The following is an 18,949-nucleotide window of genomic DNA, read 5'->3' on the forward strand; positions in this document are numbered from 1 at the left end:
ACGTGGCCTCGACCGCCGACGACGCTGCCGTCGGCCCAGCCGTCAGCGGCTGGCTCGGTGGGGCGGGTGCTGCTCGGGTTGGCGCTGGTGGTCCCGGCTCTGCTCGGCCTGGTCTGGTCCTACCTCGTCCCCACGGTCTCCACGGTGCTGGCCAGCTTCCGGCACGAGGACCTGGGCAAGCCGCCGACCTCGGCCGGCACCGAGAACTACCAGACGATCGTCGCCGACGGGGTGTGGGGGCAGCTCGGTTCCGTGCTCCTGCTCGGCCTGCTGCCGTTGGCGTACGCCCTGGTCGTCGCGCCGCTGCTGGCGGTCGTCGCGGACCGGGCCGGTCGGGCGGCCCGACTGGTGACCCGGATCGTGCTCGCCCTGCCGATCGCCGGGTACGCCCCGGCCGCGCTCGCCCTCGGCTGGCGGCTGCACCGGGTCGAGCCGGGTGACCGGCTGGGCCTGGGCGACGTGCTCTGGGCGCTCGCGGCAACCTCGTTCGGCCTGGTCGTCGCGCTCGCCGCGACGGCGTTCCTGAGCGCATTACGCAAACGGTCCTCCGACCGTCGGTCACCGGCCGCCCTGCTGACCGTGGGCGGGGTGGTCGGCCTGGGCGTGCTCGCCCTGACCCTGCAGACGTACACGATGCCGGCGTTGCTCGCCGGGGTGAAGGCGGACGGATCCGCCCTGAGCCCGGTGCTGGAGGTGCTGCAGTCCAGTTTCGTCCGCTTCCAGGTCGGGCCGGGCGCCGCTGTGGCGACACTGCTCCTCGTTCTGCTCGGCCTGCTCGGGCTCCTCGCCACCGGGCTGCTGCTGGCCACCCGTACCCGGATCGAACTCGACGGTTGGCGGGACCGGCGCGATCCGCAGCCCGCCGCCCGGCCGGCAGTGCCGGGCCTGACCGGCGCGCCGACCGCGACCGGCGCTCCGGCCCCGACGGCGGTGCCGGTGGCGCCGACCGGCGGCCGGGGACGCGCGGTGTATCTCGCGTTCCTGGTGGTCGGACTGGTCGCCCTGGTCGGGGTGGTCGGCTGGGCATCCGCGCCCTGGCTGCGGCACCTCGTCGACGACCCTGCCCTGGACACTCTCGGCGGCGGCCGATCGGAGTCGGGGCTCAGCCTGGCACGGATCCTCGCCAACACCTGGCTACCGCCGCTGATCTCGGCGGTCGTCTCGGTCGGGCTCGGGGCGGTCGGCGGCTTCGGCATCGGCGCGCTGCGGCCACTCGGCCGCTGGAGCGAACTGCTGCTGGTCCCGTTCGCCCCGTGGCTCTTTGTCGGTGTCGGCCCGCTCTCCGTCGCCACCGCGAACCGGGCCGCCGACGCGGAGCAGGTCAACACGTTCCTCGGGCTGATCCCGCCGGTCTGGCTCTCCATACCGGCGTTGTTCGTCTTCACGCTGCTGTTCCGGGGCCAGCACGCCCGGTGGCGGGCCGGCGGGGGATTCATCCGCACGCTGCTGCTCCCGGCACTGCCGATGCTGCCCGTGGTCCTGCTGCTGACCTGGCTGTTCAACGCGCAGCAGCCGTTCTGGGCGCGACTGATGGCGGTCGACCCGGAGCTGATGTCGGCGCCGGTTGTCGCCGAGCTGGTGATGTGGCAGCGCAGCGGCCCGAACGGCGGCATCCTGAGTCTGGTCCTGCCGCTGCCGATACTGCTGATCTTCCTTCTGGCGTTCGTCGCGCTCCAGGTCGGTTACCTGGACCGGCTCGCCATCCGGGTGGGCCGGACGACACCCAACCCGGCAGCCGGCCCGGCCGGGGCGCCGACCGTACCGGCCGCACCGGTGGCGCCGTACCCGCCGTCAGCGCCGCCGCAGGCGTACCAGCCCCCGGTCCCACCGCAGCGCGGCTAGGGCGCGCGGTACACCGGCCCGGGTCGGGACGGCGTGCCGTCGACCGGTCACGGCTGTTCGGCGCTGATCGCCAGGGTGCCGAGCAGCCAGGCGTCCCGCCCGGTCCGGGCGGTGAGCTGGACCGGCCCGTCGTCGGGCAGCCGGGTACGGAGGACCCGGGCATCCGTACCGAAGGTGTTCCAGCCGGCGGTCGTGCCGTCGGTACGGCTGGCGGCGGCGTTGCTCGGGTTGCCCCGGTCGACCGGGGAACCGGCCAGGTCGAGGCGGTCACCGGTGGTCGCCCGGTCGGTCTCCCAGCCGACGAACCCGATCTGGGCCGCCGCGCCCGCCGCCCCGGGCAGCGGGGTGGAGACCGAGGCGCCGGGACGGAGGGCGAGCGCGCCGTCGAGCACCGCGACACTGCGCGGCGGACCGCCGTCGGTGACGACGGCGAGCAGGCTCCAGCCGCCGAACGCGCCGACCCCGGCGCTGAACGCGCGCCGGTCGACTCCCACCCACCAGGTGCCGGAGCGGGCGAGCCGGGTGACGTCGACGTACGCCTGGTAGCCGTGCCGCCCCTCCAGCCGGGCCGGGAAGGTGTCGACCCGGTCGGCGCGCAGCGGGGTGTACCGGCCACTGCCGGGCGCGCGGAGGTACGCGGTCGGGGTACGCGGCGGACGGCCGGTACCGGCCCAGTAGAGGCCGGCCCAGAGCACCCGCCCGGTGAGGCGTACCGAGGCGCCGCTGACCATGCCGCCGCGCGGTGCGCCGGCCGGGGCGTCGGGTGCCGCGTACCGGGCCATCAGGTAGTCGCCGTTGTCCACCCGGCCGAGGGCGGGGCGGCCGGCCCGCGCCGCACGACAGGTGAGGTCGAGGTCGAGGCAGGAGAGCAGGGCGTTGCCGGCGGCGGTGAGCCGGGCCGGCACCGTGCCGGCGTACACCGTCGCGAGGCCGGTGTCGGCGACGTCGAGCCGGAGGGTGGCGGTGCGGCGGGGCGTACCGGGGGTGTCGAGGCTGAGCCGCACGGTGCCGCCCCGGGCGGTTCCGGCGACGGTGACCGGCAGGTACGCGGTACTCGTCGAGGCCGCCGCCAACGGTCCCCGCCGGCAGGTACCGGGGCTGCCGGCGGCGCAGGTCCAGCCGTCGCCGGCCGACCCGGTCCGGAGTCGGATGCCGTTCGGCAGGGTGATCCGGGCGGACAGCGGACCGGTCCGGTCGGCCGGGCCGGCCCGGTACGTGCCGGGCAGCCGCCCTCCGCCGGCGCCAGCGGAGGACCGGACCGGGTTGGTCACCGTCATCAGCAGCACCGTGGAGCGGCCCCGGACCAGCGTGCCGACCGGCGCGAGTGTCACGGACAGCGGGCCGGCGGAGCCCGGCGCGGTGGTGCCCGGTCCGGTCGCGCCGGGTGATTCGGCGGTACCGGGCCGGTCGGCCGCGCCGGACGGTTGACCGGCGGTCGGGCCGGGGTCGTCGGGCGTCCCGGCGGCCGGGTCGGGGGTGGGGGTACCGCCCCGGTCCGGGTCGGGGGTCGGCGTGGGTGACTCCTTCGGTGTTGCCGGACCCGCCGGGGGCGGCGCCGCCCGTCCCGGACCGGCGGTTGGTTCCGACCCGCCGCCGAGCGCGAGCGCGACCGTCACCAGCAGGACCAGTACGGCGCCGGCGGCGGCGAGCCGGGTGGCCGGGTTGCGGAGGTGTCGCCGGAGCCGGGCCCGGCCACGCCCCGGCGTGCCGCGGTCGGCCGGGTTCCCACCGTCCCCGCCGACAGCGTCCCGGCCTCCACCACTGCCCCCGGTGCTGTTCCCGCCTGCGCCGCTGCCTGTTCCGCCGTCCGCACCCGTGCCGCCGCTTCCGGTGGTGGCACCGGCGGTGGCGTAGCCGACCGCTGCGGCACCGACCAGGGCCGGGACCAGGATGGCGCCGAGACCGGAGTTGACGTCGCCGAGTTCGACGAAGAGCAGTCGACAGGACCGGCAGCCGGAGAGGTGGTCCTCGACCTCGGTGCGGTCCCGGGCGGCCAACCTGTCCCGGACGTACGCGCCGAGCCGGTCGGCGGTCCACCGGCACGCCGCCTCGGTCCGGGTGGCGGCGTGCTCCCGCAGGTAGTTCTGGCGAAGACGCTCCCGGGCGCGGTAGGCGAGTGCGGAGACCGTGTTGGGGCGTACCCCGAGCAGGCGGGCGACCGTGGCCGGGGTGTCCCCCTCCACCTCGGTGTGCCACAGCACCAGGCGCCACCGCTCGGGGAGCGCGGCGAAGGCCCGGGCGACCATGCCGTGCTCCAGGCCGCGTACCGCGGGATCGACGAACGGCTCGCCCGGGTCGTGGTGGGAGAGGTCGTCGACGAGGTCGAGCCGGCGGGACCGCCGGGTCTCGTCGTGGAAGACGTTGCGCAGGGTGGTGAGGAGGTAGGTGCGGAAGGCCGCCCTCGGTCCGGCGCCGGCGCGGAGCGCGGCGAGGACCCGGGCGAACGCCTCCGCCACCAGCTCGTCCACGTCGGACGGACGGGGGTCCAGGGTGCGGGCCAGCCGCCGGGCCGCCGTCGCGTGCCGCTGGTAGAGCACGGCGTACGCGGTGGTGTCGCCGTCGCGTACGGCGCGCAGCAGCTGCAGGTCGCTCCGGTCGTCGGAAGTCGGGGTGCCGGTGGTGTCCGCCATGTCCTGCCAGGTCGGTGGAGTGGACGGTCCGGTGTGGACCGGATCAGGCGCTCGCGGTGCGGCCGCCGTACGGCGGCCGAGAGACAAACTACCAAGGGCAACCCGTTGGCGGCAGAAGGTGAGGTGAATTCCCCGCATCCCTCGTCATGATCGGCCTCCGGCGCCGTCTAGCCGAGAGTGAACCGCTGTGACGGATGGAGCAGTGACGCCGGATGAACGACGAACGTCCACTCAGCCCGGCGGCCGCGGAGCGCCGAGCCCGTGCCGCCCGCCGTTTCCGGACCGAGGCCGTGGCGCTGCGCGAGGCGTGGCGCGAGTCGGTGCTACGCCGGCGGCCGGCCTGGAGCGGAGGCTGGTGGACGCCGGCGGTCGAGAGCCTGACCAGGGCGATCGTCGAGACGCGCGACCCGCAACCCGCCTGTGCCCGGCTGGGCCGGGCCAGGGCCGCCGCCGGGGTGGGCATCGACGACACGGTGGCCGACCTCAGCACCCTGTACCGCAAACTGCCGGAGGGCGAACCACCCGACCACCTGCTGGAGGTGCTGGTCGAGGCGTGGACCGAGGTGACCCTGGTTCCGGAACACACCGCGCGCTGCGTCGGGTCGCTGCACCGGCTCCGGGACGTGGACGAACTCCGGGCGGTGCTCACGGAGATCGGTCGACACGCCCGACGGGTCGACATCCCGCTCGGCAACCGGCACGTGCTGCTGGTCGCCGACCTCACCACTGTGCTCGGGCAGCCGGTGCTCGGCGTGGAGCTGGCGACCCGGTTCCGGGCGGCCTTCCCCGGCGGCGAGCCGATCATCCGGCTCTGGCCCGGCGGTTATGTGGTCCTCACCGACACCTCGGTGGCGCCGGCCCGGCGTACCGCGTCGCTGCGGCGGGGGCTGGCCGAGATCGGGCTCGCCAGCGCGCCGCTCTGGTACGAGGACTTTCCCGACGACGTGCCGGCCGCCCAGGCCCTCTACCAACAGCTCACCCGACCCTGAACCACCCGTACGGGACGGTTCCGGGCGCGTTCGCCCGGCGGTGTTGCGGACCCCTGCCCGGCCGGTGCGGCCGCCCCGGGCGGGATGGTCGAGAATGGCGAGGTGAGCAGCATTCCCAACGTCCTCGCCAACCGGTACGCCTCGGCCGAACTGGTCGCCCTCTGGTCACCGGAGGAGAAGATCCGGCTCGAACGGCGGCTCTGGCTCGCCGTACTCCGGGCCCAGCGTGATCTCGGCGTGCCGGTGCCGGACGACGTGGTCGAGGCGTACGAGCGGGTGCTGGACCAGGTCGACCTGGCCTCGATCGCGGCCCGGGAGCGGGTCACCCGGCACGACGTGAAGGCCCGGATCGAGGAGTTCGGCGCGCTCGCCGGGCACGAACACGTGCACAAGGGCATGACCTCCCGGGACCTGACCGAGAACGTCGAGCAGTTGCAGGTCCGGCGCTCGCTGGAGCTGGTCCGGGACCGGGTGGTCGCCACCCTGGCCCGGCTGGCCCGGCTGGCCGTCGAGCACTCCGAGCTGGTTTTGACCGGACGCTCGCACAACGTCGCGGCCCAGGCCACCACGCTCGGCAAGCGGTTCGCCAGCGCCGCCGAGGAACTGCTGATCGGGTACGAGCGGCTGACCGACCTGATCGGGCGGTATCCGCTGCGCGGCATCAAGGGGCCGGTCGGCACCGCCGCCGACCAGCTCGACCTCTTCGACGGGGACGCGGAGAAGGTCGCCGAACTGGAGCGGCGGGTCGCCGCGCACCTCGGCTTCGCCCGGGTGCTGGACAGCGTCGGCCAGGTCTACCCGCGCTCGATCGACTTCGACGTGGTCTCCGCGCTGGCCCAGACCGCGGCGGCACCGAGCAGCCTGGCCACCACGATCCGGCTGATGGTCGGCCAGGAACTGGCCACCGAGGGCTTCAAGCCCGGCCAGGTCGGCTCCAGCGCGATGCCGCACAAGATGAACACCCGGTCCAGCGAGCGGGTCAACGGCTTCGCGGTGATCATCCGCGGTTACCTGTCGATGGTCGGCGAGCTGGCCGGCGACCAGTGGAACGAGGGTGACGTCTCCTGCTCGGTGGTCCGCCGGGTGGCGCTGCCGGACGCCTTCTTCGCCGCCGACGGGCTGTTCCAGACCTTCCTCACCGTGCTGGACGAGTTCGGCGCGTACCCGGCGGTGATCAACCGGGAACTGGACCGCTACCTGCCGTTCCTCGCCACCACCAAGATCCTGGTGGCGGCGGTGCGCCGGGGCGTCGGCCGGGAGACCGCGCACGAGGTGATCAAGGAGCACGCGGTCGCCGTGGCGCTGGCGATGCGAGAGAAGGGGATCGCCGAGAACGACCTCTTCGACCGGCTCGCCGCCGACGGCCGGCTCGGGCTGACCCGGGCCGAGATCGACGAGCTGGTCGCCGACCGGGCCAATTTCACCGGCGCCGCCACCGCCCAGGTCCGGGCGGTCGCCGACCGGGTCGCGGCGGTGGTCGCCGCCCACCCCGAGGCCGCCGCGTACAGCCCCGCGCCGATCCTCTGACCCGCCTCGACGCCCGGCGGCGACGCCGCTGTCGGGCGTCGACGCGTCCCGGCGGGGGCCAGCGAATCAGGCGGGTTCGCGGAAGTGTCCATGACACCGATGCTCGAAGCCTGCCGTCAACGGCAGGGTCAAGCCGTACGGCGACTCCTCGCCATGATCCGCGCCACACCTCACCAGCGGATGACGGCCCCTCGGGGCGGGTGACGACGCCGGGTCGACGCCGACGGGCGAGCCGGCGACCCGGAAACAGCGTTGACCTTCCAGTAGGTGGAAGGTGCAGGTTGACCGGATGGAAGACGACACGGAACACCTGACGGTCGGGCAACTGGCCGTCCGGACCGGTGTACCGGCCCGGACCATCCGCTTCTGGTCCGACGCCGGCGTTCTCCCACCCGCCGGTCGGTCACCCGCCGGACACCGCCGTTACGCCCCGAGCGCGGTCGACGCCCTCGACCTGGTTCGGACCCTGCGTGAGCTGGGGATCGGTCTGACCGCCGTGCGGCGGGTCCTGTCCGGGCAGGCAGCCCTGGCAGAGGTCGCGAACCAGCAGGTCGCGGTCATGGATGCCCAACTCCGCATCCTCCGGATGCGCCGGACCGTTCTGCGCGCCGTCGGCCGGCGCGGCCCCACCGAGCTGGAGATCTCACTGATGCACCGACTTGCCCAGCTGTCCGCGCCGGAACGGCAACAGATGATCGACACGTTCGTCGACCGGGCCTTCACCGGCGTCGACGACCAGGACGCCGAGGTTGTCGCGGGCTGGATGCGGGAACTGCCACCGACCTTGCCCGACGAGCCGACACCGGAGCAGGTCGACGCCTGGATGGAACTCGCCGAACTGGTCGCGGACGAGGAGTTCCAGGCGACCGTACGGCGGTTGGTGCTCGCCGGCGGCGTCGACAACCGGTTCGACTACGGTCTGCACGTCCGCGCCGCCGTGCTGCGGTACGCGCGGCCGGCGGTCGACGAGGGCATCCCGCCGGAGTCTGCGGAGGCGGAGGCGGTACTGGCCCGAATCGTCCCCACCGACCTCAGCGGGGTGGAGGTGGCCGACCTGCTCGCCTGGCTGGACACGGTCACCCAGCCCGGGGTCGAGCGGTACTGGCAGTTGCTGGACCTCGTCGAGGGTCGGACACCGCCACCGCCCGCCGTCCCCGCCTTCGCCTGGCTGGCCGATGCGCTGCGCGCACACCGCTGATCGGTCGCGTCATGTCGGGGTGTCAGTTGCGGGGGGTCGGGGTGCCGGCGGCGCTGCCGAGGTCCGGTGCGCTCGGCGGTTCGGCGATGGAACCGGAACTGCGCGGTTCGGCCGGGTGCGCGGTCTCCGCGGCGACCCTCGGCTGGTCGGTCGGGGCGGGTTCGACCGGCTGCCGGACGGCGACCACCGCCGTCCCGTACGCGCAGAGTTCCATCCACAGTTCGCCGACGTCGCGGTGGTCGAAGCGCATCCCGAGCACCGCGTTGGCGCCGAGCCGGGTCGCCTCCTCACCCAGCTTCTGCACCGCGTCGGTACGCCAGCGGGTGAGGTTCTCGGGCGCGCTGGGGTCGTACGCGCCACCCCGGAGACTCTTCACCCCCTCCCGGTACGGGTTCCGGGTCCGGGCCTGGGAGGAGACGACTTCGCCGAGAATCGCGCGGATCTCGTACCCCGGGAGGTGATCCGTCGTCACGATCAGCACACGTTGATGCTGGCAGAGAGCGGCCCGACCACTTCGCGGCCCGTGGTCACATCGTCGCCCTCAGCAAAACGAGGCGGCGACCCCGAACGGGTGGCCCCGCCCCGAACAGGCGCCGGGAGCCTGAACAGGTGCCCGGACCCCGAACGGGTGGCGGCAACCCGAAACGGTGGCCAGTACGCCGAACCGGGTGCGCCGGCCCCGAACGGGTGGCGAATGGCGCCGAAGGGCCGGCGACGGCCCGAAGGGTGTAGCGGGGACGGAGGGCTGAAACGGCGCGGCGGGGACGGAGGGCTGAAACGGCGCGGCGCGGACGTCCCGGGCGAGCCGGGAACGTCCGCGCCGTACCCCTGAGGAGGGTTCGAGGGCCTAGACCCCGGCCACGGAGGTGATCCAGGACCGGTTGTAGGCGACGCTGCCGTAGTTCTGGATGCTCACCCCGTCGGCCGTGGAGGCGACCCCGACCTGGGCCCCGTTGTAGAACTGCGGGCCGCCGGAGTCACCCCGCCAGGCGTTGCCGTTGATCCGCGTGCTGCGGATCGCCCGCCCACCGTACGCGTCGGTGACGTTGGTGCTGGTCACCTGGACGCTGGCGGTCTTCAGGGTGGTGGAGGCGGAGCAGTTGCTGTAACAGGTCATGCCCCAGCCGTAGATCGAGTTGGTCGAGCCGACCGGCGGGTAGGCGCTGGACAGCGTGACGTACGAGGTGTTGATCGCGGTGGAGAGGTTCAGCAGGGCCAGGTCGTACCGACCGTAGGCGGCCGTCACGCCACTGGTGACACCACCCGAGGACCGGTTGACGCTGCCCACCCGCACCGACATCGTGCCGCTGACGCAGTGCCGGGCGGTGAGCACCCAGCGCGCCGCGATGATGGTGCCGGAGCAGGTGAACGAGCCGTTGCTGAAGACCGCCGCCGCCCAGGGCGCGGACGAGACGGTACTACCGCCGATGATGTGCGACGGATCGCCCGGCGAGGGCGGGGCGGCCGGGGCCGCGGCCGGCGCGACGAGCACACCGGCGAGGGCGGTGGCGAGCATCACCAACGTGTGGCGAAGACGCATGGAGGGGCTCCTTCCGGGGGGTCACCCGGGATCACCGGGTCGGTTCGAGCCGCCGTAGGCGGGGGGATGTCCGCCGTACGGATCTGGACGGGTCAACGTTCGGCGGCTGAGACCGGACGTTTGACGCCACACGCTAAGCCGTTCGTCACCTATCCACAAGAGTCAACCTGTCCGGGAGGTTTCGGAGCCGCGTCGGCGGATGACCGGATCGACCGGAGACCCGACGGCCGCCGACCGGGCCGCCGGGAGCGGGCCGTCGGTCGCCGTCGGCGGGCCCACCGGCCGGCCCGTGCGCCAACTGCCTGGTCTGCCGGGTAGGCTGGCTCCGCTCGCCCCATCGTGGGCCGGCACCCAACTGCGTACACAGTCAGGAGTGCCCAGTGCCTCGCGTCGTCGTCGACGTCATGCTCAAGCCGGAGATTCTCGATCCTCAGGGCCAGGCCGTCGCGAATGCGCTGCCGAGGCTCGGAGTCACGGACGTGTCCTCCGTGCGCATCGGCCGGCGGATCGAAATCGAGTTCTCCGGCCAGCCGGACCTGGACCGGGCTCGGGAGATCGCGGACAAACTACTGGCCAACCCGGTGATCGAGGACTATTCGATCCGCCTGGCGGAGCCGGAGGAGACCGCACCATGACCGCCCGGATCGGTGTGGTGACGTTCCCCGGCTCACTGGACGACCGGGACGCCGCCCGCGCGGTACGGCTCGCCGGCGCCGAGGCGGTGTCGCTCTGGCACGACGATCCGGACCTGCACGGCGTCGACGCCGTGGTGCTGCCCGGCGGCTTCTCCTACGGCGACTACCTGCGCTGCGGCGCCATCGCCCGGTTCGCCCCGGTGATGGAGACGATCGCGGCCGGCGCCCGGGCCGGCCTGCCGGTGCTCGGCATCTGCAACGGGTTCCAGATCCTCTGCGAGGCCCACCTGCTGCCCGGCGCGCTGACCCGTAACCAGCACCTGCACTTCCGCAACCGCGACCAGTGGCTGCGGATCGAGTCGGCCGGCACCGGCTGGACCAACACGTTCCAGCCGGGGCAGGAGATCCTCATCCCGGTGAAGAACGGCGAGGGCTGCTACGTCGCCGACGAGCGCACCCTGGACGAGTTGGAGGCCACCGGCCGGGTCGTCGCCCGCTACGTGCACGGCAACCCCAACGGGTCGCTGCGGGACATCGCCGGCATCACCAACGAGGCCGGCAACGTGGTCGGCCTGATGCCGCACCCCGAGCACGCCGTGGAGGCACTGACCGGCCCGTCCCTCGACGGCCTCGGTTTCTTCACCTCGATCCTCAAGCACCTGGCGGGAGCGCCGGCATGATCGAACAGAGTGAGGTCATGGGCCAGCCCGAGCCCACCCTCGCCGACCACCCCTCGGCACCGGTCGACCCGGCCGGCCTGGACACCGTCGCACAGGCCACGGCGACCCCGGGTGACCTCCAGCCCTACACGGAGCTGGGGCTGCGGGACGACGAGTACGACCGGATCCGCCAGATCCTGGGCCGCCGGCCGACCCAGTCCGAGCTGGCCATGTACTCGATCATGTGGAGCGAGCACTGCTCCTACAAGTCGAGCAAGGTCCACCTGCGACAGTTCAGCGAGAAGGCGCCGCCGAGCGACCGGATGCTCGCCGGCATCGGCGAGAACGCCGGCGTGATCCAGGTCTCCGACAAGCTCGCGGTGACCTTCAAGGTCGAGTCGCACAACCACCCGAGCTTCGTCGAACCGCACCAGGGCGCGGCGACCGGCGTCGGCGGCATCGTCCGGGACATCCTGGCGATGGGCGCCCGGCCGATCGCGGTGATGGACCCGCTGCGGTTCGGTGCCGCCGACCACCCCGACACCGCCCGGGTACTGCCCGGCGTCGTCGCCGGCGTCGGCACCTACGGCAACTCGCTGGGTCTGCCCAACATCGGCGGCGAGGTGGTCTTCGACCCCTGCTACCAGGGCAACCCACTGGTCAACGCGCTCTCTCTCGGCGTACTTCCGGTGGACCGGCTGCAGAACAAGGCCGCGGCCGGCCCGGGCAACGTCGTCGTGCTGCTCGGCGCGAAGACCGGACGGGACGGCATCGGCGGAGTCTCCGTGCTCGCCAGCGCCACCTTCGACGACGCCAGCGAGCAGCGCCGCCCGTCGGTGCAGGTCGGCGACCCGTTCATGGAGAAGCTGCTGATCGAGGCCTGCCTGGAGCTGTACGACGCCCAGCTGGTCGTCGGCATCCAGGACCTCGGCGGCGCCGGACTCACCTGCGCGCTGACCGAGACCGCCGCCGCGGCCGGCACCGGCATGCGGGTCTGGCTGGAGCGGGTGCCGCTGCGTGAGGCCTCGATGGAGCCGCACGAGATTCTGGCCAGCGAGTCGCAGGAGCGGATGCTGCTGATCGTCGCCCCGGACAGGCTCGAGGCGGTGCTGAAGACCGCCGAGAAGTGGGGCGTACCGGCGAGCGCGATCGGCGAGGTCACCGGCGCCGAGGCGGGTGTCGAGCCGGGCCGGCTGCTGATCACCTGGCACGGCCACACCGTGGTCGACGTACCGCCGGGGTCGCTTGTGGACGACGGCCCGGTGTACGCCCGCCCGATGCGCGAGCCGGCCGACCTGATCCTGCTGCAGGCCGACCGGGCCGAGACGCTGGCCCGGCCCTCCACGCCGGAGGCGCTGCGGGAGACCCTGCTGCGGATGATCGCCTCGCCGAACCTCTGCGACAAGACCTGGGTCACCGAGCAGTACGACCGCTACGTGCTCGGCAACACCGTGCTCGCCCAGCCCGAGGACTCCGGGGTCATCCGGATCGACGAGGAGACCGGGCTCGGGGTGGCGATCTCGGTGGACGGCAACGGCCGGTACGCCCGGCTCGACCCGTACCACGGGGCCAAGCTGGCGCTCGCCGAGGCGTACCGGAACGTGGCGGTGACCGGCGCCAAGCCGGTCGCGGTCACCGACTGCCTCAACTTCGGCTCGCCGGAGGACCCGGCAGTGATGTGGCAGTTCGCCGAGGCCGTACGCGGCCTCGCCGACGGCTGTGCCGAATTGGGCATCCCGGTCACCGGTGGCAACGTCAGCTTCTACAACCAGACGGGCGCGGCGGCGATCCACCCCACGCCGGTGGTCGGTGTGCTCGGGGTGCTCGACGACGTCAACCAGCGGGTGCCGATGGGCTTCGCCCGGACCACCGGCGCGGACCACGACCTGATCTTCCTGCTCGGCGAGACCCGGCTGGAACTCTCCGGCTCCGAGTGGGCCTGGGTGACCCACGAGCACCTGGGCGGCGTGCCGCCGAAGGTCGACCTGGCGGCCGAGCGTACGCTCGCCGACCTGATCGCCGAGGCGGCCCGGGTCGGGCACCTGCGGTCGGCGCACGACCTCTCCGACGGCGGCCTGGCGCAGGCGCTGGTCGAGTCGAGCCTGCGCTACAACGTCGGGGCCCGGATCGCGCTGCCGGAGGGCTTCACCGCCGGTTCGATGCCGTTCGTCTTCCTGTTCAGCGAGTCCGCCGGCCGGGCGATGGTGGCGGTGCCGCGTGGCCACGAGAAGGCGTTCACCGCGCTCTGCGTCGAGCGGGGCGTGCCGTGGACCCTGATCGGGGTGACCGACGCCGCCGGTGGCGAGCTGGAGGTACGCGACCAGTTCACGATCGGGTTGGACGAGCTGCGTACCGCGTTCACCGGCACGCTGCCGCGGCTCTTCGGCGGTGCGGCGACCACCGTGCCGTCGCCGCAGGCGACCGGGGCGGAAGCCACGGAGACCGGCACCGACGCGACCGGACCGGCCGCTACCGGGCTGGCCGGGCCCGACGCGGCGGAGACCCAGTTGGCCGGCGCGGAGCCCACGGCCGACGTCGCCGACCCGGAGCCGGCGGCGACCACCGCAGACCCGGAGCCGGAGGCGACGGCTGCCGTCGCCGACCCGGAGCCGGCGGAGACCACCACCGACCCGGTCGTGGCACCCGTTGTTCCGGAACAGCCGGCCGCTCCCGCCGGGGAGCGTACGACTCCGGCGGGCGGCCCGCCGAACTCCTGATGGGACAGGCCGGGCGGTTCGCCGGATCGGTCTACGCCCAGCCGGGCAGTGGAGCCCGCTTCGACTGGGGGCTGGCCGGCGCGGCCGAGCTGAGCAAGGTCTGCGCCGCCCTGGTCGTCGTCGACGTGCTCTCCTTCACCACCTCGGTGGAGGTGGCGGTCGCCCGGGGGATGCGGGTCCACCCGTTCCCCTGGGGGGCCCAGGCCGGCACGTACGCGGCCCGGGTCGGTGGGGTGGCGGCGGTCGGTCGAGGCGCGGTCACCCCGGAACACCCCTGGTCACTCTCCCCGGCGGCGCTGAGCACCGCGCCCGTCGTACCGGACCTCGTGCTGCCCTCACCGAACGGCTCGGCGATAAGCGCGGCGGCGAGCGCGACCGGCGTGCCGGTGCTGGCGGCCTGTCTGCGTAACGCCGCCGCCGTCGGGCGCTGGCTCGTCAACCAGGGGTACGGCACAACCGAAGCGCCGGTCGGGGTGATCGCGGCGGGCGAGCGGTGGCCGGACGAGACCATCCGCCCCGGGGTGGAGGACCTGCTCGGGGCCGCCGCCGTGCTGGACGTGCTCGCCACTGTCCCCGGTGGCCTCTCCGTCGAGGCGGCGCTGGCGTTGGCCACCCTGGCCAGCGTGCCGGACCTGCCGGCCGCGGTCCGCGGCTGCGTCTCCGGGCGGGAACTGGCGGTCCGGGGCTTCGGCAACGACGTGGAGATCGCCGTCCAGGTCGGCGCCTCCGACGTCGTACCGGTGCTCCGCAACGGCGCCTTCACCGCCGCCTGACCGATCTCCGCCAGCCGGCGGAAAGCCGAAGGGCCGGGTCCGTGATCGGACCCGGCCCTGTCAAGCGTCGTACGTGTTGTCTGTCAGTCGTCCAGCCAGTCCAGTGAGCGACGCTCCCCACGGCCACCCTGCTGGGGTGCAGCGGAGCGGCTGTGCCCGCCACCGCCGGCCCGGGGCGCGTCGTCGTAGTAGCCGCCGCCCTGCTGCTGGTCGTAACCGGCCCGGTCGTCGTAGCCGCTCTGGTCGTCGTACCCGCCGCGACCGCGCTGGTCGTAGCCGCCACCGGTGCTCGGCTGGTCGTACCCGTCGTCCTGGCCGTAGCGCTGGGTCGCGTCGTAACCGCCGGCCTGGTCCTGGTAGCCGTTGCCGTAGCCGTTGTCGTCGTCGGCCCGGTTGTATCCACCGCCGGCGCTCGGCTGGTCGTAGCCGCCCCGGGCGGCACCGTACGCCCCGCCGTCGGCGTAGCCGTCGTCCTGGCCGTAGCGCTGGGTCGCGTCGTAGCCGCCGCCGGCACCGGAGGAGGGTCCGTAGCCGGCGTTCGGGTCGTACGGGTCGCTCGGCTGTCCGTAGTCGTCGTCCCGACCGGTGTACCGGCCGGTCGGCTCGTCGAACCGGTCGCCGTAGCCGCCGGCGGCGGCTCCGTTGGGGTAGCCCGCGCCGGAGACCGGGGCACCGTAGCCGCCGGCACCGGACGCCGGGGCGTTGCCGTAACCGGCCCCCGAGGCGGGGGCGTTGCCGTAGCCGGGGCCGGAGGCGGGGGCGTTGCCGTAGCCGGGGCCGGAGGCGGGAGCGGCACCGTAGCCGCCCGCGCCGGATCCCGGGGCGTTACCGTAGCCACCAGCGCCAGGCCCGGCACCGTAGCCGCCCTCGTCGCCCCAGCCCTGCTGGGCCGGACCGGCGCCATAGCCGCCGCCGGGCGGGCCCGACTGCGGGTTCGGCAGCGGTGCGCCGTACGGGTCGGGGAACTCGTCGACCAGCGGGGCGTTGTGCATCATGGTCGGCGCGTCGGCCAGGGACGGCCGGGTGACCATGGTCGCGTCGGAGGCGGATCCGGCCCGGTTGGCGACCCGGGTCGGCTCGTCGCCGCCCCGGTAGCCGCGACCGCCACCCGCCGGGGTACGCGGGCCGTCCTCGTCGTCGTCATCCTCGTCGTCGTCGCCGTTGTCCCGGCGCCGCATCAGCAGCAGCACGATGGCGCCGACGCCGAGCGCGACCAGCAGACCACCGGCGAGGATCAGCAGCATGCCGCTGCCGCCGCCGGAGTCCTCGTTGCTGGCGTTGTTCGTGTCGTCGCCCTCGGCGGCCGCGTCGGTCGGCTCGTCGGTGGCCTCGTCGTCCTCGAGGGCCGGGTCCTCCTCGGCCTCCTCGGTCGGCGTGGCCGAGGGGGTCGGCTCGTTGGCGGCGAGGGCGAGCGCGATGCCCCGACCGGTGACCCGCTGGCCGTTGGCGGCGTTCACCGACACGGACTCGCTCACGCCGTCCTTGGTCGCCTGCAGCTGGATCGACCCGGGAGCGATCGGACGGTCCTGCGTTCCGGTGAACTGGAAGGCGCCACTACCGTTCGTGCTGGTGTTGTAGGAGTGCCCCTCGGAGTCGCGCAGCGTCACCCGGGCGTTCGCGACCGCGTCACCGCTTGCCTGGTTGGTGACCTTCCCCGAGACCACGGCAACCGTCGGCGTCTGCTGTACCTCCGGACCCCTGACCCGGATGTTCCGGGAAGCGCTGGCGCTGTCGTCACCCACCTCGGCGGTGATCTGGACGGCGCCGGACCGTTCCTGTCCCGGCGCGACGTTTCCGGCCTTCAGCGTGGCGCTGAAGGACTTCGTCTCGCCCGGTCCGATGGTGTCGGTGAAGTCGCAGTTGTTGACGCACTGCAACTCGCCGAACGTGGAACCGACGGTGATGTCGAACGACGTCCCGGGCAGGATCGGGCCGTTGTTGTTATTCCGGACGGTGAAGTTCAGCGTTGTGGTCGCACCGGCGTTGAGGCTGGCGTTGACGCCGGTGATCGTCACCGTCGGATCGGCTGCGAGGGCTGGTGTGGCGGGGAGAGCGAAGAGAGCGCCGGCTATCAGCGCCATCACCACACCGGCCCGTGGGATCCAGGCTCGTCGGTGTGTTGTCACGTCCACCGCCTTCCGGTTCACCCGCCGGCCTCTCGCCGGCTGAGGATCAACCCATACGACTACACCGTCGGCAACTATGCCTTGTCTGACGGGACGAGCGCGACCCAGGGGCGCCGAGAAATGCGACAAACGCGAGTCGTATCGTCCCGTTATGTCCTCGGAACACGATATGTCACCGGCGGTTACGGCGGCCCTGGCGGCCCTTGACGCGGGCCGTACTCCGGAGCGCACCACGCTCCGTGACGCTGTTCGTGCGCTGCTGTCCGCTCTGGCCGGGCGTGCTCCGGGTCGGGCGGTCGAGGTACGGGTGCCACCCTATGGCGCGGTCCAGTGCTGCCCCGGCCCCCGACACACCAGGGGTACGCCACCGAACGTGGTGGAGATGGAGCCGGTCACCTGGGTACTGCTGGCCACCGGTCGGCTGCCCTGGGCGGATGCGGTCGAGGACGGTCGGGTACGGACCAGTGGCATTCGCGCGGATATCTCCCCCTACCTGCCTATTTGACATTATTCACTCATTACTAACCGTTACTGAAAGCAGCCAATGCGTGGCTCTCTGTATCAACTGCGGGTCGCGTACACTGTTGAGTCGACGGAACTCCGTATCACCCGGGCGACAGGCGAGTCCGAGCGAACTCAGCAAAGGGAGCGGCAGGTGCCCCGAGGCGACGGCCGGTTGAGCCATGACCTCGACCCCCAACGACCCGGCCCCCAGGACGCGTGCGGCGTCTTCGGTGTCTGGGCGCCGGGGGAAGAGGTGGCGAAACTCACCTACTTCGGTCTCTACGCACTCCAGCACCGTGGCCAGGAGGCGGCCGGCATCGCGGTCAGCGACGGCTCGGGCGTGGTGGTCTACAAGGACCTCGGGCTGGTCGCCCAGGTCTTCGACGAGCCGACCCTGGCGAGCCTGCGCGGCCACCTGGCGATCGGGCACGCGAGGTACTCCACCACCGGCGGTTCGACCTGGGAGAACGCCCAGCCGACGATCCGGGCCACCAGCGCGGGCACCACGATCGCCCTGGCCCACAACGGCAACCTGGTCAACACCGCCGAACTGGCCCGGCAGGCGACCGAGCGCGGCATGGACCCGGACGGGTCGACCAACGACACCTCGCTGGTGACCAGCCTGCTGGCCAGCCGGCCGGACCTCTCGGTCGAGGCGGCGGCGCTGGAGGTGCTGCCCACCCTGCGCGGTGCGTTCAGCTTCGTCTTCATGGACGAGACCACGCTCTACGCCGCCCGCGACGCGTACGGCGTACGGCCGCTGGTCCTGGGCCGGCTGGAGCGCGGCTGGGTGGTGGCGAGCGAGACCTCGGCGCTGGACATCGTCGGTGCGAGCGTGGTCCGGGAGATCGAGCCCGGCGAGCTGATCGCCATCGACGAGCACGGCCTCCGCTCGGCCCGGTTCGCCGCGCCGGAGCCGAAGGGCTGCCTCTTCGAGTACGTCTACATCGCCCGGCCGGACACCACGATCGCCGGTCGCAACATCCACGCCGCCCGGGTCGCCATCGGCCGGCAGTTGGCCCGGGAGCACCCGGTCGAGGCCGACCTGGTCATCCCGGTCCCGGAGTCCGGCACGCCGGCCGCGATCGGCTACGCGGCCGAGTCCGGCATCACCTACGGCGCCGGCCTGATGAAGAACCCGTACGTCGGGCGTACCTTCATCCAGCCGTCGCAGACCCTGCGTCAGCTCGGCATCCGGCTCAAGCTCAACCCGCTGCGGGAGAACGTCCGGGGCAAGCGGCTGGTGGTGGTCGACGACTCCATCGTGCGCGGCAACACCCAGCGGGCGATCGTCCGGATGCTGCGCGAGGCCGGCGCGCTGGAGGTGCACGTACGCATCTCCTCGCCGCCGGTGAACTGGCCGTGCTTCTACGGCATCGACTTCGCCACCCGGGCCGAGCTGCTCGCCAGCGGGCTGGACAACGACGGCATCCGGCGCTCGATCGGGGCGGACACCCTCGGGTACGTCTCCCTGGACGGCCTGGTCGCCGCCACCGAGCAGCCGAAGACCCGGCTCTGCCGCGCCTGTTTCGACGGTGAGTACCCGATCGAGCTCCCGGCACGGAACCTGATCGGCAAGCACGTACTCGAAGGAGTTGACCGACGGGTCGCGGGGGGCGTCCCGGAGGAGACGGGCGACCGTCCGGTCGGGGCCGCCACCCGCGGCGCCACCGGTCAGCCGTTCGTGAACAGTTCCAGTGGCGGCGAGCTGCCGTCACACGCGTGAGTACCACGTCGGTCGCGACTGACGAGTTCCGGCCGGCGATCAGGACCGGCCCGTCCGGAGCGCACCGGCCGGGCAGCAGGACA

The 18,949-nt window shown here is 73.1% G+C and carries 13 protein-coding genes and 1 pseudogene; 10 read left to right on the top strand and 4 right to left on the bottom strand.

Annotation, left to right across the window (positions count from 1 at the left end):
* Positions 1–66 precede the first annotated feature (66 nt).
* Positions 67–1,842, top strand: a complete 1,776-nt coding sequence (locus ABGB05_RS16770) for a sugar ABC transporter permease (protein ID WP_347654338.1) — start codon at positions 67–69, stop codon at positions 1,840–1,842.
* Between the two features lie 47 nt (positions 1,843–1,889).
* Here the strand turns inward: ABGB05_RS16770 and ABGB05_RS16775 are convergent, their stop codons facing one another.
* Positions 1,890–4,472, bottom strand: a complete 2,583-nt coding sequence (locus ABGB05_RS16775; protein WP_347654339.1) for a sigma-70 family RNA polymerase sigma factor — start codon at positions 4,470–4,472, stop codon at positions 1,890–1,892.
* A gap of 212 nt (positions 4,473–4,684) precedes the next feature.
* On the opposite strand from ABGB05_RS16775, the gene ABGB05_RS16780 reads away from it, so the two are divergent.
* The 3 genes from ABGB05_RS16780 to ABGB05_RS16790 all read left to right on the top strand — a co-directional run bounded on the left by ABGB05_RS16780 (position 4,685) and on the right by ABGB05_RS16790 (position 8,186).
* A complete protein-coding gene (locus ABGB05_RS16780) occupies positions 4,685–5,461 on the top strand; it encodes a hypothetical protein (protein WP_347654340.1) in 777 nt (258 codons plus the stop codon).
* 102 nt (positions 5,462–5,563) lie between these two features.
* On the top strand, positions 5,564–6,988 hold the full coding sequence (gene purB / locus ABGB05_RS16785; RefSeq protein ID WP_347654341.1) for an adenylosuccinate lyase: 1,425 nt from the start codon (positions 5,564–5,566) through the stop codon (positions 6,986–6,988).
* A 289-nt stretch (positions 6,989–7,277) separates the two neighbouring features.
* On the top strand, positions 7,278–8,186 hold the full coding sequence (locus ABGB05_RS16790; protein WP_347654342.1) for a MerR family transcriptional regulator: 909 nt from the start codon (positions 7,278–7,280) through the stop codon (positions 8,184–8,186).
* 22 nt (positions 8,187–8,208) lie between these two features.
* On the opposite strand, the gene ABGB05_RS16795 is transcribed toward ABGB05_RS16790, so the two are convergent.
* Together ABGB05_RS16795 and ABGB05_RS16800 are read right to left on the bottom strand one after the other, a co-directional pair.
* Positions 8,209–8,667, bottom strand: a complete 459-nt coding sequence (locus ABGB05_RS16795) for a heavy metal-binding domain-containing protein (RefSeq protein WP_347654343.1) — start codon at positions 8,665–8,667, stop codon at positions 8,209–8,211.
* A 366-nt stretch (positions 8,668–9,033) separates the two neighbouring features.
* Positions 9,034–9,726, bottom strand: a complete 693-nt coding sequence (locus ABGB05_RS16800) for a DUF1986 domain-containing protein (protein ID WP_347654344.1) — start codon at positions 9,724–9,726, stop codon at positions 9,034–9,036.
* A 380-nt stretch (positions 9,727–10,106) separates the two neighbouring features.
* Here ABGB05_RS16800 and purS point away from each other — a divergent pair, with 380 nt between their 5' ends.
* From purS to ABGB05_RS16820, 4 genes and pseudogenes are all read left to right on the top strand, one after another.
* Positions 10,107–10,361 (top strand): phosphoribosylformylglycinamidine synthase subunit PurS, encoded by a 255-nt coding sequence (purS, locus tag ABGB05_RS16805; protein WP_347654345.1) that lies wholly within the window; start codon positions 10,107–10,109, stop codon positions 10,359–10,361.
* Positions 10,358–11,041, top strand: a complete 684-nt coding sequence (purQ, locus tag ABGB05_RS16810) for a phosphoribosylformylglycinamidine synthase subunit PurQ (protein WP_347654346.1) — start codon at positions 10,358–10,360, stop codon at positions 11,039–11,041. Before purS ends, purQ begins: the two co-directional genes overlap by 4 nt.
* 74 nt (positions 11,042–11,115) lie before the next feature.
* Positions 11,116–13,737: pseudogene (gene purL / locus ABGB05_RS16815) on the top strand (phosphoribosylformylglycinamidine synthase subunit PurL); the annotation flags it as partial.
* A complete protein-coding gene (locus tag ABGB05_RS16820; protein ID WP_347654347.1) occupies positions 13,737–14,510 on the top strand; it encodes a 2-phosphosulfolactate phosphatase in 774 nt (257 codons plus the stop codon). The pseudogene purL and the gene ABGB05_RS16820, both read left to right, overlap by 1 nt.
* Positions 14,511–14,593: 83 nt before the next feature.
* Here the strand turns inward: ABGB05_RS16820 and ABGB05_RS16825 are convergent, their stop codons facing one another.
* Positions 14,594–16,636 (bottom strand): carboxypeptidase regulatory-like domain-containing protein, encoded by a 2,043-nt coding sequence (locus ABGB05_RS16825; protein WP_347654348.1) that lies wholly within the window; start codon positions 16,634–16,636, stop codon positions 14,594–14,596.
* Positions 16,637–16,787: 151 nt separating this feature from the next.
* Here ABGB05_RS16825 and ABGB05_RS16830 point away from each other — a divergent pair, with 151 nt between their 5' ends.
* Together ABGB05_RS16830 and purF are read left to right on the top strand one after the other, a co-directional pair.
* Entirely contained in the window at positions 16,788–17,141 is a 354-nt protein-coding gene (locus ABGB05_RS16830; protein ID WP_347654349.1) for a sterol carrier family protein, read from the top strand.
* 150 nt (positions 17,142–17,291) lie between these two features.
* Entirely contained in the window at positions 17,292–18,866 is a 1,575-nt protein-coding gene (purF, locus tag ABGB05_RS16835; protein ID WP_347654350.1) for an amidophosphoribosyltransferase, read from the top strand.
* Positions 18,867–18,949 lie beyond the last annotated feature (83 nt).

This window comes from Plantactinospora sp. B5E13, from assembly GCF_039871775.1.
Lineage (GTDB): Bacteria > Actinomycetota > Actinomycetes > Mycobacteriales > Micromonosporaceae > Plantactinospora.

Coding starts and splice junctions, on each gene's coding strand:
- ABGB05_RS16775 (WP_347654339.1), bottom strand. CDS start 4,472: ATGGCGGACACCACCGGCACCCCGACTTCCGACGACCGGAGCGACCTG.
- ABGB05_RS16780 (WP_347654340.1), top strand. CDS start 4,685: ATGAACGACGAACGTCCACTCAGCCCGGCGGCCGCGGAGCGCCGAGCC.
- ABGB05_RS16790 (WP_347654342.1), top strand. CDS start 7,278: ATGGAAGACGACACGGAACACCTGACGGTCGGGCAACTGGCCGTCCGG.
- ABGB05_RS16800 (WP_347654344.1), bottom strand. CDS start 9,726: ATGCGTCTTCGCCACACGTTGGTGATGCTCGCCACCGCCCTCGCCGGT.
- purQ (WP_347654346.1), top strand. CDS start 10,358: ATGACCGCCCGGATCGGTGTGGTGACGTTCCCCGGCTCACTGGACGAC.
- ABGB05_RS16820 (WP_347654347.1), top strand. CDS start 13,737: ATGGGACAGGCCGGGCGGTTCGCCGGATCGGTCTACGCCCAGCCGGGC.
- ABGB05_RS16830 (WP_347654349.1), top strand. CDS start 16,788: ATGTCCTCGGAACACGATATGTCACCGGCGGTTACGGCGGCCCTGGCG.